Raw genomic sequence first — 18045 nt, forward strand, 5'->3', positions numbered from 1 at the left:
GCCAATTTTCTTATTTATGAGCATTCATGAGCTAAGTTAAAAAGATTACAGGTTGTTAAAAGGTAAGAAATAAAAACACTATAGGAGATAAGTATGAAAAACTTAAAAATTAGAAACAAAATATTATTAATGATGCTAGTCATTAGTCTTTTATTTAGCACTTCTTTACTATTTATTTTTTTCTCCGCTAAAAATCAAGCTAATATGGCGATAGAACTAGAAAAGAAGGTTTCACCTAGAGCAACTTTGTTTAAAGAACAAGGTGATGCTCTAAAGGATAGAGTAGCGTTACTAAGGGCCTATTTATTGTATAAAGATGAAACTCAGTTAGAAGCATTTAACACCCTTACAAAAGAAACTTATGAAGTACAACAAACTATTTTAAAACACCCTGAAACACCAGAAGAAGTAAAACAAACAATTCAAAGATCTATTGATTGGCGAACATATATAACAGATCATGTTTTTCCACTTGCTAAGGAAGGTAAATGGGAAGAAGCGGCACAACTTTCAGCTACAACAAGAGATGATATACGTAGTATTTTAAAAGATTTCACTACATATAGTGCCGAACAAGAAAAAAAACGAGAAGTTGCTATAAAGAAAATTCATGACTCTTCCCTCGCTGTACAAAATGTCATTTTATCCGCACTGGTCTTTTGTATATCTCTTGCTTGTATCATTGCTTGGTGGTTTTCTAATCGACTAGTAAAACCCATTCATTCCGTTATCCAAAAACTAAAAGAGCTATCCTCAAACAATGGTGATTTAACTGCACGTTTGCATGTCAGCAGTAAAGATGAAGTCGGTGAAATTGCAATCTCATTAAATCAAACTCTTGATAATTTCCAAAATATTATTCAAGAAGTAAAATCGATATCCGGTGAAGTGAAGGAAAATTCAGAACAAGTAACAAATGATATTATTACAACAACAGATAAAATAGATCATATTACAAAAACAATGTCTGAATTAGAGCAAGGAATTCATACCCAAGAGTCTAGCATGCAAGAAAGTTCAACAGCGATGGAAGATATTGCGATTAGTGTACAACGAATTGCACAATCTACTACACATGTCGCTGAACTAGCAGTCTTCACTGCTGAAAATGCAAAGGAAGGTGAAGGCAGAATTGAGGAATCGATTTCACAGATGCATTCTATCCATCATTCTGTAGATGAGACAGCACAAGTCGTAAATCGACTAATCCAAAATACAAAGCAAATTGATATTGCCCTTGAAACAATTACAACGATAGCTGAACAAACAAACTTACTAGCACTGAATGCAGCAATTGAATCCGCTCGTGTTGGAGAACAAGGTAAAGGTTTTGCTGTTGTTGCACAAGAAGTTGGAAATTTAGCTGAACAGTCTAAACAAGCTGCTATTGAAATCAATAATTTAATAACATGTATTCATGATGATACAAAGCTAGCAATTACAGCGATGCAAAATGGACAAAAAGAAGCTGCTGAAGGTATTCACATTATACAGGAAGCCGGAAAATCCTTCTCAACAATCGTTGAGAAGATTAGCATCATTACAGAACAAATTCAGGACGTTTCTTCTACTACTGAAGAAATGTCTGCGAGCACAGAAGAAATCTCTTCTTCACTTACAAATATCGCTTCTATTTCAACAACCGTTGCAGCAGAAACATCTCAAACTGTGCTCTCAACAAAAGAGCAATCTGAATTAATGAGCAGTACTGCTACTCGCTCACAGCAGATGAATGCATGTGCAACAAATTTACAAACTCTCGTTTCACAATTTAAAACGGATGTAACAGCAAAAAAGTAAAATTTCATTCCGTAGTGGAAGTTTTATTCATCTACCATAAAGTGAAACTTCACTCAGTGGGGATTTTCTTCATCCCCCACTGAGTGTTAGTTAAACCAATCAGGATTTTACGGGATAAACGAAAAAGGAGAGGAATCCTCTCCTTTTTCTTCTTATCTCTTAAACTAACGCTCCATCATGTCCAAGTTTATACCCATTCACAACTGTATTTGCCGCCATTGAGCCGTTATTGTAAAGGTAATACCATTTACCCCCTACAAAAATCCAGCCTGTTTGCATTGCTCCACTATTATCTAAATAGTACCATTTTCCTCCTGTAGACACCCAGCCCGTCTTCATTGCCCCACTATTATCTAAGTAGTACCATTTTCCTCCCGTAAATGCCCAGCCTGTTTGCATTGCTCCGCTATTATCTAAGTAGTACCATTTCCCTCCTGTAGACACCCAGCCTGTTTGCATTACGCCATTATCATTTAAGTAATACCACTTATTCCCTGTAGATACCCAGCCTGTTTGCTTCGCACCGTTATCACCGTAGTAGTACCATGCACCTTGATCATAGACCCATCCTGATGCACCCTTTGTAATTTGAATTTCTTCTACAGTTTTATTACCACTAATATCTACAAGTTCGATTTTGAATGTATTCACACCATCTTTTAATGGTATTGTAATATCTTCAACAGTATGTTTAAATGATCTCATTTCATATGGATCTTCAAACACATGGACATATTCTTCACTGCCGTTTACATATAAACGTGCTTCATCGAAATTATCTTCAATTGCTACACTAATCTTCGCTGAATCTTCATTTTTACCAGCATATTTAGGTGCTTTTACGACAGAAAGTTTAGGTGCTTTCGTATCAACGATAAAATGACGCTCAATAGAAAAGTCGTTTCCAGAACCATCCTTTGCATATATATCTACAGCATGCACACCATCTTCAAATGGCAAAGCCGTTTTAAATGAGTATAAGCTTCCTTTCTCATCCGGCTTTAATTGAGCAGCTTGTCCATCAATTTTAAATTCAACAATACCAGACTCATCCGATACATTTCCTTCAAATACAACATCTTTTGTATTCCAGTTTGTCCAAGTTTCCGGAGATGTTAAATTAATGACTGGAGCGTTGCTTTCTTTTTTGTCATTTACAAACGATACCGTCGCATTATTTGCATAGTCAAATGCGATAACTGCTACATGTAATCCTGCTGGTACATCTTCTGGTAACGTAAATTTCTTTGTATCCGGCGCTAACATTTCCGGGAATACTTTCGCAACATTTCCAGCTTTATCAACGTAAGCTACACGTAAATAATTTACACCTATTCCATTGTCGTGTGATCCGATAAGCACATCTCCATTGTCAATAAATGATGTAATAACTGGCGCTTTCGTATCAACGACCACTGGGTACTTCACTGTTTGTTCTTTTCCATTTAATGTTCCTTTTAATTGAATATAATACGTGCCATCTGGTGCTACTTTATTATTCAACTTACCATCCCATGCATTTTTGTCTGAGATATAAAATTGTCTGTCTGGTCGACTTCCATCAAGGTTCTTTCTTAAAAATTCTTCTGTACGAATCTTTCTTAAAATTTTCCCTTTTTCATCTACAACAGAAACTTCTAGCTTTTCTACATTACGTAGTAAAGAGAATGCCGGTGTTACACTATCATTTAGTTCATCACCATTTGGAGAAATTGCAACTTTATCTTTATGAAGTTGCTTTGTCACTTCATTTTTCCCCAAGTAAATACCCTTTTCATTCACTAAACCTGCACGACCATAGTATGATTTATCATCGTACACACTGTTATCAAAAATAGGAGCTTGATTCCAGTCCCCTTTAAATCCAACAAACGGCACATGTAATGTTGGTTGATTATCTTTGTTTTCCGCTTCTAATTTAATAAATCCTTCCACGAAATATCCATTCGGGAATACTGTTTCTGGTGTTACTTGTTTCGATAACGAAGAATCAAGAACTGTCACTTTTGATAAATCTATCGTTACATCAAAAGATTTTGTTTCGCCAGCTTCTACTTTCACTGTTGATGGTGCATTTACTTTCGCCCCTTTTAATTCTTGTGGCTCAAGCGCCATACGGTCAATACCATCTGCTTCTTTCACAACTAAATCCGTTTGTACATTTCCATTTACATGATACGTTAACGCTTTATCACTAAAGTTTTCAACAGCTAACGTAAACGTGGCAGTGTTTCCTTTCATTTCTTTTAAAGCAACTTTTGCTTCACCTGTTTTTTTGTTGTACACCATAGCTGGTGTTTCTACAGCCGCATGAAGTTGCATCAGTCCAGCTCCCTCACGGCGCGGGGACACATAATTTTCTACACCTAATTGTGTATTATAAGGACCCTTCTCTAACACTGGCTTAGAAGTATTCATTAATAGGTTTTTTGCACGTAATACTTTCTTCTCACCTGTTAATTTAAATTCTTTCTCTACACGCTCAAGAACAAGTGCAGAACCCCCCGCTACATGTGGCGCTGCCATAGATGTACCGTTCATTAAACCGTAGCGATTATCATTAAGCGTCGAATAAATATTTCCGCCTGGCGCTGCAATCTCCGGTTTAAAATCTAAGCTTGGTGTTACGCCCCATGATGTAAAATCAGACATTTCACCAGCTGTTTTATTTACGATTTCTACACGGGAGCCATCAAATGTAACCGATGCTTTCTTTCCAGTTGTTAATAATTCTTTTAATTTATTTCCATCTTTCACACTTACAGAAGCAAGCGGGATTTTCGGATTATCTAGCGCCATTGATACATAGTCACCATGAGCAATACGTGGGCGCACAATAACACCAGCAGCTCCTTTTTCCTCTGCTTTCTTTTGAATTTCTGTGTAATTTGGGTTTGCTGTATCACGAATTGCTACAACAATTTTTCCTGTTACATCTTTTCCTTCATAGTCTTTTTCAGCACCGTCACCAACATATACAAGCTCTACTTCTTGACCTTTCAATGTATCTAAGAAATTAGGTCCAGATTGTGCTTTCCAGCCAAATTTAATAGCCTCTGCTCCGCCTACTTTCACTTGCATTCCGTCTAATTGAATATGAGTATTTTCAACAGAAGCAACTTGTAAAGAGTTATGTGCAATACCTGGCGAACCAACTGTACCATAATCAGGGTTAGACGCATACGGTACATTCGCTCCTTCACCAGTATATGCTGAGTTTCCAGCCGAAATAGACATAACAATTCCATTATCAATGGCATTTTGAATTGCTTCAGCTTCCGGATTACTATCAATAACGAATCCAGCAGGTGATCCTAAACTCATATTCACAACATCTGCGCCTAATTTAATCGCGTCATCAATCGCTTTAATATAAATATCACCAAATGTAGAACCATAGTTTGGATCGTTACTAAATACTTTCATCCCTAAAATTTGTGCCTCAGGTGCAACTCCTTTAATACCACCTGTTTTTTCATCACCATTTGCAGCGACAGTTCCAGACACGTGCTGACCATGCATACTTGCTCCCGGTCCTACATCACGCACTTCTGCATTATTATCAAAATAGTTATACCCGTAAGGAACTTTATCCGTGTAGTACTTACCCTTCATATCATTTTTATCAACTGTTAAAGCTACATTTTCTTTCGTTAAACTAGCTTTAGACGCATTTGATAGTTTCATATCTTTATGGTTATAATCAATACCTGAGTCAATAACAGCTACAACCATACCTTGTCCTGTATATCCATAATCTCCCCACGTTTGTTGGGATTGAACCATCTCATTACTTGTAATCATATCTGGCTTTACTTCTGGGCGATTATATTCGTTTACAATATGTACACTTTCTACTTCTGAAAGACTTTGTATCTTTTGAATTTCTCCTGCTTTTACACTTCCACTAAAACCATTATATACAGTATCAAAATTTTCCTCATAGGACATTTTGATTCCTTCTTTTTTCATCTTGTTCTTTACACTATTTTGCTTATTTTGCACTTGGTTTTGAATCTGCTCTTTTTTACTTTTAGAAATTTTTGCGTAGTCTAGTCCTTTTCCTTGTGCATATTCAAGAACAGACTTCTCCTTCAATTTTACGATAACTCGTACTTCTTCTTTTTCATTAAACTGTACATCAGGAGTAGCATTGTTAGCCACTTGCTGCTTCAACGCTTCTGTTACATTTGCTATTTGCTTCTCTTGCCCCGTTTCATTTGTTTCTGCAAATGCAGTTGTTGAAAGTAACAAAGGTACTGTAGTTAGCGCAGCTACAAGCGCTTTATTTTTCTTTTTTTGTCCCATAACGTCTTTCCCCCATTAAATGTAATAAATAGTTTCCACAATGCAGTTTCGACATTTTTTGCGAAAAACTAAGTGTTTAGAATATATATTATTTTCTTACAATTGTAAATACATTTCGATAAATTCACGTAAAATAAATCTGTTTTTTCTATTAATCAGATTTTTTGTTTATACAAATTAAAAAACAGAGAAATTAATAACACTTCAACTTCTCTGTTTTTTTATTCTTTAAAGATTGATTACTTTACTATTTTTAGAGTTAATCTCTATTTCACGCGTTAACAAAAACCTCATAATGACTTGAGCTGCCACCCTACTCGTCATATCACGAAAATCAAGAGTTGGATCAATTTCAACAATATCCATCGCTGAAACAAGTGGTTCTTTCCCAAGCTCTTCAATTGCACGCATTAATGTTATACTATCCATGCCACCTGGGCCAATTGCTGGACAGCCGGGTGCAAACGCTTGGTCTAATACATCCATATCCAATGATACATATATATTTGTTACACCTTGTTTACGTAAGGTTTCAACACACTCTCTTATAATATCTTTTATTGAGCGCTCCCATACGTGATCCATTGTATATACTGTTACACCTTGTTCTTTCGCATATTCATGATAAGCCTGCGCATTAGAAAAGTCTCGAATACCAATTTGAATGAGCTGCTTGCCTCTCACCACATTACTTTCTAGTAAACTACGAAATGGTGTGCCATTTGAAGGTCCTCCATCTTGTAAGTTACGCAAATCATGGTGTGCGTCAAATTGAATGATTCCTATTTTCCCTTTACTATTTGCAAATCCTGCAATGCTTGGAAAACTGATAGAATGATCGCCGCCTAATACAATTGGAACCATATGAGGTGACTGTTTTGTCATCGTTTCCATTGTCCGTTTAATACGTTCATGACTTTCTTGTATTTTTGTCACATGCATCTCAATATCACCGCAGTCATATAGCACACTCTCATTCATATCGTGTTCTTTCCCTACCGCGTACGTACTATATGCATCTAACATCGCTCGAATTGTTTTCGGGGCAAAACAAGCACCCGAATGACTAATAGACGGCTTAGAAAGAGGGGCACCAATTAATGCTGCCCCGTGAATTTCTTCATGTCCATCCCATTTTTTCAAAATATCATGCCATTTTGTTACTTCACGATCAACAAACTTTGCATTTTGCTTTAAATAGTGTTCAAGCTGCACGCCTTGTCACCTCTTGTATAGACGATTTCACCATGTTTCCATACCGTATTCACATGACTTACCCCATAATGATATGGAACGTAAGCATAGTGATGGGCATCCCATAAAACAACATCCGCCTTACGTCCTACGCGAATTTTCCCAGCTACATCGCCGCGATTAATTGCATATGCAGAGTTAACTGTTACTGCATTCCATACTTCTTCTGGCGTCATCTTTAGCTTTAGCATCGCAATGCTCATAATAAGCTGAATGTTTTCAGTCGGACAACTTCCTGGGTTAAAATCTGTTGCTAATGCAACTGCCACTCCTTCATCAATCATTTTACGCCCTCTTGCAAAACTTTCTTTATTTAAATAGAACGTCGTTCCTGGTAGTAATGTTGCAATTGTATTCGAATTTGCAAGCATTTCAATCCCTTTATCTGAAGCACCAACTAAATGGTCTGCAGAGGCTGCTCCAATTTCTGCCGCCGCTTCTGCTCCGCCAAGCGGATCAATTTCATCTGCATGCATTTTCACATGGAATCCATGTTCTTGCGCTGCTTTCAAAAATTCTTTTGATTCCTCAACCGAGAACACTCCTGTTTCACAAAAAATGTCAACAAACTCGGCTAAGTTTTTCTCTTTTATGTCCGGTAGCAATTGTAGCATCCATTGTAAAAACTCTTTTGAGCGACCTTTATATTCTTTTGGTACTGCATGTGCTCCTAAAAATGTTGACACAATATCCATTGGGTGCTCTTTTTGGAGCTGTGCCGTCACTTCTAGTTGTTTCCACTCTGTTACATCATCTAATCCGTAACCACTTTTCGCTTCTACTGTCGTTACACCAAATGACAACATGCGATTTAAATGAAACTTTGCTTTTTTCACAAGGTCTTCTTTCGTCGCTTCTTTTGTCGCATTTACAGTCGATAAAATCCCACCGCCGCGCTCTAAAATTTCTAAATACGGCACACCTTGTAGCTTAAGTGCAATCTCATTTTCACGTGAGCCACCGAATACAAGGTGTGTATGCGGGTCAACAAGGCCTGGAGAAACAATCTTTCCTTTACAATCAATCACTTCTTTCGCCTGTAAACTTTTTGCTTCTTCCGCTGTGCCAACGAATGTAATTACACCATTTCCAATACCAACCACACCGTTTTCAATGACAGGAAGCGTATTCATCGCTTCCTGTCTTAATAATCCATCTTCTTGATCCATTGTTAACAATTGTCCGATATTTGTTAGTAAAATGTCTAGCATCATTTCTCCTCCTTACTTCATCATTGGGATGTTAACGCCTTTTTCTTTCGCTGTTTTCACCGCAAGGTCATACCCCGCATCAACATGTCGAACTACCCCCATACCAGGATCAGAAGTTAATACACGTTCAATACGCTTTCCAGCCGCTTCTGTTCCATCTGCTACAATAACCATACCAGCATGAAGGGAATAACCCATACCAACTCCGCCACCATGATGAACAGAAACCCAGCTAGCTCCGTTCACACTATTAATTAATGCATTTAAAATCGGCCAATCCGCTACCGCATCACTACCGTCTTTCATCGCTTCTGTTTCACGGTTTGGCGACGCTACTGAACCACAATCTAAATGGTCACGACCAATAACGATTGGTGCAGATAACTCACCTTTTGCAACCATTTCATTAATAATGCGTCCGAACTTCGCGCGCTCTCCATATCCTAACCAGCAAATACGGGAAGGAAGCCCTTGAAACTCAACTTTTTCTCTAGCCATTCGAATCCAGTTACATAAATGTTCATTATCTGCAAACTCTCGTAAAATCACTTCATCTGTTTTATAAATATCTTCCGGATTTCCAGACAATGCCACCCAGCGGAACGGTCCTTTTCCTTCACAGAACAACGGACGAATAAACGCTGGTACAAATCCAGGGAAATCAAACGCATTTTTCAAGCCCTCATCATATGCCACTTGGCGGATGTTATTACCGTAATCAAACGTAATTGCGCCATTCTTTTGCATATCAAGCATAGCTTCCACATGTTTTGTCATACTTTCTTTCGATAATTGTACGTAACGTTCTGGGTTTTCTTCACGAAGCTTTGCTGCTTCCTCTAATGAATATCCAACCGGAATATATCCATGTAATGGGTCGTGTGCCGATGTTTGATCTGTGACTAAATCTGGTGTTACACCACGTTTCACAAGCTCTGGTAAAATTTCAGCTGCATTTCCTAACAATCCAATTGAAATTGGCTCTTTCTTTTCTTTATACTCTTTCGCAACAGCTAACGCTTCTTCAAGAGATTCTGTGTACAGATCACAGTATCTTTTTTCAATGCGGCGGTCGATGCTACGCTTATCAACATCAATTGCAATTACTACACCACCGTTCATTGTTACTGCAAGAGGCTGTGCTCCGCCCATACCACCAAGACCAGCAGTAAGCGTTAACGTTCCTTTTAATGTACCACCAAAATGTTGGCGTGCTGCTTCTCCAAATGTTTCATATGTTCCTTGTAAAATCCCTTGCGTTCCGATGTAGATCCAGCTACCTGCTGTCATTTGTCCATACATCATTAACCCTTTTTTCTCTAACTCACGGAAGTGATCCCAATTTGCCCACTTTGGTACTAAGTTAGAGTTTGCTAATAAAACGCGAGGTGCATCTTCATGTGATTTAAAAATCGCTACTGGTTTTCCCGATTGAACTAATAACGTCTCATCACTTTCTAAGTTTTTAAGAGACTCTACAATTGCATGGTAGCTATCCCAGTTACGTGCTGCACGACCGATACCACCATATACAACAAGTTCTTCTGGTTTTTCTGCCACTTCAGGATCAAGGTTATTCATCAGCATGCGAAGTGCTGCTTCTTGTACCCATCCTTTCGCTTGTAATTCAGTACCTTTTGATGCACGGATTGTTTCTTTTACATGTTCCATTATAATCTCTCCCTTTTCCTTAAATTGTTGTATTTGCATTAACACGGTCCATTGTCCATTTTGTTGTTTTTAACCAATGGGCCATATTTTCAATATCTACTGAAAATACACGATCGCTCGTAATAGATGATACAACTTGACGCCCTTGATGATAGAATCCTTTTGTTCTCATACTCATTTCCTCAATACCACGGTACTCAGCAGCTTGCATTGCACAAATCATTTCAATTGCCAATACGCGTCGTACATTTTGAATAATTTGATGCGCATGACGAGAAGCGATAGTTCCCATACTTACGTGATCTTCTTGGTTTGCAGATGATGGAATAGAATCTACGCTCGCTGGATGTGCTAACGTTTTATTTTCTGACACAAGTGCCGCCGCTGCATATTGCATAATCATTGCGCCGGACTGTAGACCAGGCTCTGGACTTAAAAATGGTGGTAAATCATTTAGCTGTGGATTGACAAGACGTTCAATACGTCTCTCTGAAATATTTGCAAGCTCTGCCATTCCAAGCTTTAAAAAGTCCATCGCAAACGCAATTGGCTGTCCATGGAAGTTACCACCGGAAATTACTTTTTGACCACCATCGAAAATAAGCGGATTATCTGTCGCCGCGTTCATTTCAATTTCTAACTTTTCTTTCACATAATTTAGTACTTGCCAAGAAGCACCGTGCACTTGCGGGATGCAGCGCAGTGAATACGCATCTTGCACGCGAAGTTCCCCTTGCTTTGTAACAAGCTTACTATCGTGAAGTACATTACGAATGCGGGATGCAACCTCTACTTGCTCTTTATAACCGCGCGCAAGATGAACATCTTCATCAAATGCATCAATAATCCCTCTTAGCCCTTCTATCGTTATAGAAGCAATCCACTCTGCTTGATGAGCTAATGATTCTGCTTCTAAATATGCCATTACTCCTTGAGCAGTCATCGCCTGTGTTCCATTAATAAGCGCTAATCCTTCTTTCGCCTCTAGTGTAATTGGCTCTAATCCCTCTTTTGTAAGAGCAACCATTGCATGAACACGCTCACCTTTATAAAACACTTCTCCTTCCCCTAATAAAACAAGAGCAAGATGAGAAAGCGGTGCTAAATCACCACTTGCACCAAGTGAACCTTGTTGTGGAACAACAGGATGAATTTGACGATTTACAAGTTCAAGAAGCATATTTACAACAATCGGTCTTACTCCGGAAATCCCTTTCAACATCGTATTAGCGCGTAACACAAGCATTGCGCGTGAAACTTCTTCCGGAAAAGGTTCACCAATTCCGCAAGCGTGTGACTGAATTAAATTATGCTGAAGTGCCTTTACATCTTCTTTTTGAATTAGTACATCGCTAAACTTTCCAAACCCTGTTGTAATGCCGTAAACAACTTTCCCGTCTTCAACAATTTGTTCAACAGCTTTGCGGCATTCTATTACTTTTTGCATACTTTCTTCAGCGGCTGTTACCTTCTCGCCATCAAACAAGATGCGTTTCATTTCTTGCAGTGTTAATGAATGTCCTGTTAATGTAATCATCATTTTCCTCCTAAAAAAGCAAACGGGGGCCTTATCTCTTTAAGACAGACTCCTGTCCTAAAAAGTTAAGGCCCCCTATTCACTAATTAACTATGGGCAGTTTTTTATTTAAATATGATTAATCCCTAATCCAATCGCCTCATGCTCTGATCCTTTTACAGGTGCACCTATCGTACCGTATAATGCAACGGCAATCCATTCGCCTTCTTTTGCACCATCGTATGGCGTGCCACGCACAATGGCAAATCGAAGTCCTACCGTACGAAGAACGTCTGCTAACTGAATTTGTCCTCTCGTTACTCCGTACAGCGCTTCCATTATGGCATGATAAAGCGCATGTGTTTCTCTGTAAACGTCTGTTTCAATAACATGGTTACTACGCGCTGCTGTTTCCATCGCGGCAACAACTTTTTGCGAATTCATTGAACCAACTTTCCCTGTACAATACTTCCAACCTTTTGGGATTGTTAAAACAGGATGTTCTCCTTCCTCCGCAAGTGCAAGTAGCATCGCCATGCGACCAATTCGATGTGTTCCATGAAGAAGCATGTGACTCTCTCTTTCCTTTTGAATTATTTGAATATTACTTAATTTAAGAATATATGAAAATACTTTTTACGTCAATGGTTTACAAGCATAATTCATATAAAATATTTTTATTCCCAAACCTATCAGTCTTGTAACACTCTCTCCATTACAATATTTCTTTTTCCACGATAAAAATTACACTTATGCTCGGCATTTACTCCAAAATAATCTGCTATTACAAGTCCAAACTCTACAAAAGCGTGACCTTGCGCCGTAATAATATTTTTATGCTGAACTATATCTTCGTAAACGAAATGTTCTTTTGAAAAACAATCTAGTTCCCTATAATTTAATGTTACTGTATAGGGGTGCTGATTAAGAACACCTGCATTCGCAAAAACAAATGGTCCCGCACATATTGCAGCTATTAACTTCTCTTTTTTATATAACTGACGCACAAGTTCACATAAGCCTTCTGAATCTTTCAAATGAACGACATCGCCTCCCGGAATAATCATCCCTTCATAGTCATCTACACAGATGTCACTTAATTCATAATGTGGTTTCACCTGTAATCCTGTTTCACTCTTAACGATATCCTTTGTTAACCCAACTGTATCCACCACATAATCATTTCTTAAAACAGAAGTAGCTACTGTTATTTCAAACTCTGCAAAAGAAGGATAAACTAACATTAATATTTTCTTCATCGATTTATACGCTCCTATTTCTATTATGGTGACTAGAATTCTTCACTCTTTGACATTTCTCCTCTTCCATTTAATTGATAATTCCAAACAATAAACAAATAAATTCTCGGTTGTTTCCTCTTTCTATCTCCCTTATAATAAAAATAGAGATGAAATTGAACGTATTTTCCGCGATGTAAGCTTGGCTATTTCCAAGCTTACATTATTTTTTGCTTTCCCTTTTCTCAAAAAAAGGGTATACTTAAAGAGAACGTATGTTCCTTTTCATTACATATAGTAAGGAGTTTGGATGATAAAATGGTATACGACACAAAGGTACGATCATGGAATGAAACATTGCAGCAATTACAAAAACGTTATACTGGTAAGCCAGTTACAAAGCGCAGTTTATTTGAAGAAACAGAACTTATGAACTTCTTTCAAAATAATGACTACATTGCTCTTCCAACGCATATTAGCGGCTTATCAACAGCTCGCTTTACTTCTTACTCTATTTTCACTACTGAGGATAAAAATCGAAAAGTTGGTACACTCATCATTGAATATTTTGAAGATGATGCTGAAATATTACGTATTGAACAACTATACTTTGTATAAGAAAGCTTGACCAATTGGTCAAGCTTTCTTGCTTTCTATAAATCTCGTTAGTTATAATATAATTAGTATAAATTCATTTTGAAAAAGATAAACCCTCTCTTTTTCAATAAAAGAGAGCGCCTAGCTATGTGTAGCAACGGTCAGGACCCTTTCTACCCACGCTATATGTTTTCAAACAAAAGGAGCAAGTGAGAGCTTTCCTCTTACTCTTTACTAACTGTCTAAAAGTGAACGCAAAGTTATACAAAAAGAAATCATATGTATTACATACAAAACATTTAAATAAAGGAGGGGTTATATTGCTTGAAGGGTGGTTTAGTTGGTTTATTGTTATATGGACTATCATTTTATTAGGCCTTATGTCTATTGGTGGATATTTTATGTTCCGAAAATTCTTAAAACGATTACCAAAAGAAGATGGTATGTCCATTTTAGATTGGGAACAACATTATATCGACCAAACACGGCACTTATGGTCAGATGAGCAAAAAGCTTTATTAGAAGAATTAGTGAGCCCTGTTCCAGAACTATTCCGTGATGTCGCTCGCTCAAAAATCGCCGGAAAAATTGGTGAACTTGCTCTTCATGAAAAAGCAGCAAAAATAACTGAAGATTTAATTATTAAAGGATATATTATGGCAACACCAAAGCGAGATCATAAGTTTTTAATCAAGAAATTAAAAGAAAAAGAAATTGATTATTCACGTTATCATTCGCTATTAGCAAAATAAATAAACAGAGGCTAGCATTCTTCATTGAATGTTAGCCTCTGTTCATTTACGTTAATTCCATATCTTTCTCACTATAAACGCCATCTTGTTCTTTCATTTCCCTTTGCAATTTCGTAAACGAACGGTACATAGCAACCCGCCATGACACAATCATTGCAAAAGCAAGTAAGAAGAACATACCACTAAGTTGACCTAAGTCAATCGATTGACTTAAATATGTTTTAAAAACGATGCGAGCAACAAGAAGTCCAAGTAAAATAAAAACAAATGATTTTGATCGTTTTAAATAAATTTCTTGTCCGCGCACTTCAAATTTCGATGTTTTAATAAGAAAAATCGAAAAAAACAACCCTACCGCAACTGCCTCTAATATTTCAAAAGGTGTGAGGCGAAATTCAGGAACAATATACATGAGTGCTCCTGTACTCATAAAGAACGGTGGAAGCACAATTTTTTTCAATGTCGCTGGCTTCTTTGCTGCTTTTAAGCGAACTACCATCGCTCCTAACGCCATACAAATTGCAACGATACTTGATAAGAGAACTAAGTTCATTCTTTATCATCCTTTTTTGTGGAAATGTCCAAGATATAGTTTTATTATATGCTTTTCTGTCATTATTTCCAATTTTTCTAGAAGAAAAACTAAAATCCTGTAAATCCACCAAATAAACTAGAAAAGAATATAATAATTTTTGTTAATCCGTCAAAGTATAATAGTACACCCATCGCAATCATAATGTAACCACCAACTTTTATAAATGATGTACTATTTCTTTTGATCCAGTTCATTTTTGTAATAAAGAATGACAATACAAAGAATGGAATTGCAAAGCCAAGTATGTATGCAATCATATACAGCATAGCTGAGTCTGGATTAGTTGCACCAAGGGCAATGACAGCCGCTAAAATTGGCCCTGTACATGGTGTCCATCCAGCAGCGAATGCAACCCCTATTAAAATTGACCCAAAATAACCACTCGGTCTATTCTTAAATGTAATCTTCTTGTCTTGCATTAAAAACTTCGGTTTAAATACGCCAATAATGAAAAGACCAAAGATAACAATAATAATAGCCCCTAATTGACGAATTAAATCTTGATATGTTGTGAAAAAGTCCCCGATTAAACTCGTTCCAAAACCAATTGCAATAAAAATGATTGAAAATCCAAATAAGAAAAACGCTGTATGTAGCATACTTCGCTTCCGAAGCATTGCATTCTCTTCTTTCAAATCTGAAATTGACATCCCTGTTATGTACGATAAAAATGCTGGATAAAGTGGTAAACAGCACGGAGAGATAAATGATAAAAAACCTGCACCAAACGCTAAAAAGATATTTACATCTTGCATTGTTTCTCCTCCTTTCTTCTACATCATTGTAACAAAATTCATCATAAATAACATAGCAAAGTAGTGAACTTTCTATTACAGTTAACCCTATCAAAATAGGGAATATTAGCTTTGAAATATTTTTTAAAATGAAAATGATATACATGCAAATCTTTCATATACAAGGGTTTCACGATTATTCTTTCATCATTATGCAAAAATAACATGCTTTTATTATCATTCTATAAAATGTCACACTTTTCTTTCAGTTGACCCTCATTTTTTAATTTTGTATACTTCCATCTATCGAGATTTGTTCGTTTTGAACAGAAACATTTAGTAGCGAAAACATATAAAATAGATTGGAGGGGTCGGAATGCTTCGTTATTCATTACTCGTTTTACTAGGGGCATGCAGCTACGGTATTTTAGCAATCTTTGTGAAATTTGCATATAGTGAAGGGTTTTCACTTGGAGAAGTAATTGGAAGTCAATATTTGTTCGGTTGGTTCATACTTCTTTCGATTACATTATTATTCTCTAGACATCGCGTTCCATTCAAACAAGCAATTATTTTATTTATCGCTGGTACGTCAGCAAGTTTAACAGGTATTTTTTATTACGGTTCACTACAAACAGTACCTGCTTCCATTGCAATTGTGCTATTATTCCAATTCGTTTGGATTGGTATTATTATTGAAGCAGTTGCAACAAAAACATTTCCATCAAAAGAAAAGATTATTTCTGTTATCTTCTTACTTGCTGGAACATTTTTATCGAGCGGATTATTTGAACAATCAGCAGGAAGCATTGATATGAAAGGAATCTTCTTTGGACTATTATCGGCCGTTGCATTTGCTTTTTATATTTTTGTGAGTGGAAAAGTAGCCGTTGAAATCCCTTCATTACCACGCGGAGTCACACTTATGGCAGGAGCATTAACGTTAGTTATGATTATTTTCCCGCCAACATTTTTATATGACGGTGCACTTGCAGCAGGGCTTTGGAAATATGGCTTAGGACTTGGTATTTTTAGTATCGTGATCCCATCTATTGCCTTTACAATTGGGATTCCAAAAATCGGTTCTGGTCTTGCAACTATTTTAGGAGCTGCGGAACTACCAGTCACAACAATTTTATCTGTATTCTTATTAAAAGAAGCTGTACTGACTTCTCAGTGGGTAGGCGTTACGCTTATCTTAATCGGAATTGCAATTCCACAAATCGCATTTGCATTACGTGGAAAATATACGAAACGTCCTGTCCATGAAAAAATGGCAGCATAACAAAAGGAGAGCATATTGTTGCTCTCCTTTTTCTTTATCCCGCATTAACGTGCTGTAATACTCCCACCTCAAAACTTGAGGAGTGCAAAGAAGTTTAGGTGGGAGATACACAGCACGTAAAAGCCCGATTGGTCGGGCTAATAATCAGTGGGGGATGGAGAAAACCCCCACTGATTAAAGTTTCACTTTATAATTAACTCGTCCCTTTTCGTATACGCTCTGCCATAACCGATAGTAAAAACTTTGGAAGCACGAATTGTCGTTTGATTCGTTTTGGTTCTTTTATTAACCTGTATAACCATTCCGTTCCTGTATCTCTCATTACCTTTGGTGCCCTCTTCACATTCCCAGACAAAATATCAATCATGCCACCAACCCCAATTGATAATGGTACGTTTAATTGTTTCAAGTTGTTATGAATGAATTGTTCTTGGCGCGGAGAACCTAAACCTACAAGCAAAAGATGGGGCCCAAACTGTTGGATACAACTTTTTACATGTTCTAATTCTTCTCCCTGAATAAAACCATGCATCCCCTCAAATGTAGCATAAGGGAATTGTGCTTTTAAAGTCCGAATTGCTTTTTCATTATTTTCTGGCGTAGCACCAAAAAGAAAAACACGATAGCTTTTTTCATTGCAGTATGAGATTAAATCATGTGTCAAATCTGCACCTGTTACACGTTCTTTTAACTTTCCATTTAAAATTTTGGAACCAATAATTACACCAATACCATCAGCTGTAATTGTATCTGCCTCTAACAATAAATTTCGAAACTGAATAGATTCTTCACAATCCCCATTAGCAGACATAACAATTTCAGGGTTTGCTGTTACAACAAATCGTGGTTTATCATCTTGTTTACTTAGCCACTCTTTTAACATATGTAACACTTCGCTATATTTCGAACTACAAAACGGTATTCCTTTTATATATTGCTTTTCCATGATTCATTCCCCTTACATTTTCAAAAAACTTTCTCAACATCCACATAGTGTTTTTTTATTTTAGTATATTCAAAAATACATTATAATAATGACAATACAGGTTTTACCTCTCCCAATTTTATATTTATATATTTGATC

The 18045-nt window shown here is 37.0% G+C and carries 14 protein-coding genes; 4 read left to right on the forward strand and 10 right to left on the reverse strand.

Annotated elements, in window-relative coordinates; genetic code table 11:
- Positions 1 to 93: 93 nt before the first annotated feature.
- Positions 94 to 1800 carry a methyl-accepting chemotaxis protein gene (locus BAMA_RS14080; protein ID WP_034640062.1) on the forward strand — a complete coding sequence of 569 codons (1707 nt, stop codon included), beginning with the start codon at positions 94 to 96 and terminating at the stop codon, positions 1798 to 1800.
- 159 nt (positions 1801 to 1959) lie between these two features.
- Here BAMA_RS14080 and BAMA_RS25505 read toward each other — a convergent pair whose 3' ends face one another.
- The 7 genes from BAMA_RS25505 to BAMA_RS14115 all read right to left on the reverse strand — a co-directional run bounded on the left by BAMA_RS25505 (position 1960) and on the right by BAMA_RS14115 (position 13019).
- The gene (locus BAMA_RS25505; RefSeq protein ID WP_051758956.1) at positions 1960 to 6108 is read right to left on the reverse strand and encodes a S8 family serine peptidase; all 4149 of its coding nucleotides are present in this window, start codon (positions 6106 to 6108) and stop codon (positions 1960 to 1962) included.
- Between the two features lie 228 nt (positions 6109 to 6336).
- Positions 6337 to 7323: a formimidoylglutamase gene (gene hutG, locus BAMA_RS14090; RefSeq protein ID WP_034640064.1), complete on the reverse strand. Its 987-nt coding sequence runs from the start codon at positions 7321 to 7323 to the stop codon at positions 6337 to 6339.
- A complete protein-coding gene (gene hutI, locus BAMA_RS14095) occupies positions 7302 to 8573 on the reverse strand; it encodes an imidazolonepropionase (protein WP_034640066.1) in 1272 nt (423 codons plus the stop codon). Before hutI ends, hutG begins: the two co-directional genes overlap by 22 nt.
- Positions 8574 to 8585: 12 nt before the next feature.
- Entirely contained in the window at positions 8586 to 10244 is a 1659-nt protein-coding gene (gene hutU, locus BAMA_RS14100) for a urocanate hydratase (RefSeq protein WP_034640068.1), read from the reverse strand.
- A 19-nt stretch (positions 10245 to 10263) separates the two neighbouring features.
- Complete coding sequence (hutH, locus tag BAMA_RS14105; RefSeq protein WP_034640070.1) at positions 10264 to 11781, reverse strand: histidine ammonia-lyase; 1518 nt, start codon at positions 11779 to 11781, stop codon at positions 10264 to 10266.
- Positions 11782 to 11889: 108 nt separating this feature from the next.
- Positions 11890 to 12330, reverse strand: a complete 441-nt coding sequence (gene hutP / locus BAMA_RS14110) for a hut operon transcriptional regulator HutP (RefSeq protein WP_034640071.1) — start codon at positions 12328 to 12330, stop codon at positions 11890 to 11892.
- A gap of 122 nt (positions 12331 to 12452) precedes the next feature.
- A complete protein-coding gene (locus BAMA_RS14115) occupies positions 12453 to 13019 on the reverse strand; it encodes a DJ-1/PfpI family protein (protein ID WP_034640073.1) in 567 nt (188 codons plus the stop codon).
- Positions 13020 to 13316: 297 nt separating this feature from the next.
- On the opposite strand from BAMA_RS14115, the gene BAMA_RS14120 reads away from it, so the two are divergent.
- Entirely contained in the window at positions 13317 to 13616 is a 300-nt protein-coding gene (locus BAMA_RS14120; protein ID WP_034640075.1) for a hypothetical protein, read from the forward strand.
- A 299-nt stretch (positions 13617 to 13915) separates the two neighbouring features.
- Complete coding sequence (locus BAMA_RS14125; RefSeq protein WP_034640077.1) at positions 13916 to 14347, forward strand: DUF2621 domain-containing protein; 432 nt, start codon at positions 13916 to 13918, stop codon at positions 14345 to 14347.
- Positions 14348 to 14393: 46 nt separating this feature from the next.
- Here the strand turns inward: BAMA_RS14125 and BAMA_RS14130 are convergent, their stop codons facing one another.
- Together BAMA_RS14130 and BAMA_RS14135 are read right to left on the reverse strand one after the other, a co-directional pair.
- The gene (locus tag BAMA_RS14130; RefSeq protein ID WP_034640078.1) at positions 14394 to 14900 is read right to left on the reverse strand and encodes a CcdC family protein; all 507 of its coding nucleotides are present in this window, start codon (positions 14898 to 14900) and stop codon (positions 14394 to 14396) included.
- An 89-nt stretch (positions 14901 to 14989) separates the two neighbouring features.
- Positions 14990 to 15697, reverse strand: a complete 708-nt coding sequence (locus BAMA_RS14135; protein ID WP_034640079.1) for a cytochrome c biogenesis CcdA family protein — start codon at positions 15695 to 15697, stop codon at positions 14990 to 14992.
- Positions 15698 to 16052: 355 nt separating this feature from the next.
- Here BAMA_RS14135 and BAMA_RS14140 point away from each other — a divergent pair, with 355 nt between their 5' ends.
- Complete coding sequence (locus BAMA_RS14140; protein ID WP_034640080.1) at positions 16053 to 16961, forward strand: EamA family transporter; 909 nt, start codon at positions 16053 to 16055, stop codon at positions 16959 to 16961.
- Between the two features lie 193 nt (positions 16962 to 17154).
- On the opposite strand, the gene BAMA_RS14145 is transcribed toward BAMA_RS14140, so the two are convergent.
- Entirely contained in the window at positions 17155 to 17907 is a 753-nt protein-coding gene (locus tag BAMA_RS14145) for a WecB/TagA/CpsF family glycosyltransferase (RefSeq protein ID WP_034640081.1), read from the reverse strand.
- Between the last annotated feature and the right edge of the window lie 138 nt (positions 17908 to 18045).

The sequence above is a fragment of the Bacillus manliponensis genome (assembly GCF_000712595.1).
GTDB classification, from domain to species: Bacteria; Bacillota; Bacilli; order Bacillales; family Bacillaceae_G; genus Bacillus_A; species Bacillus_A manliponensis.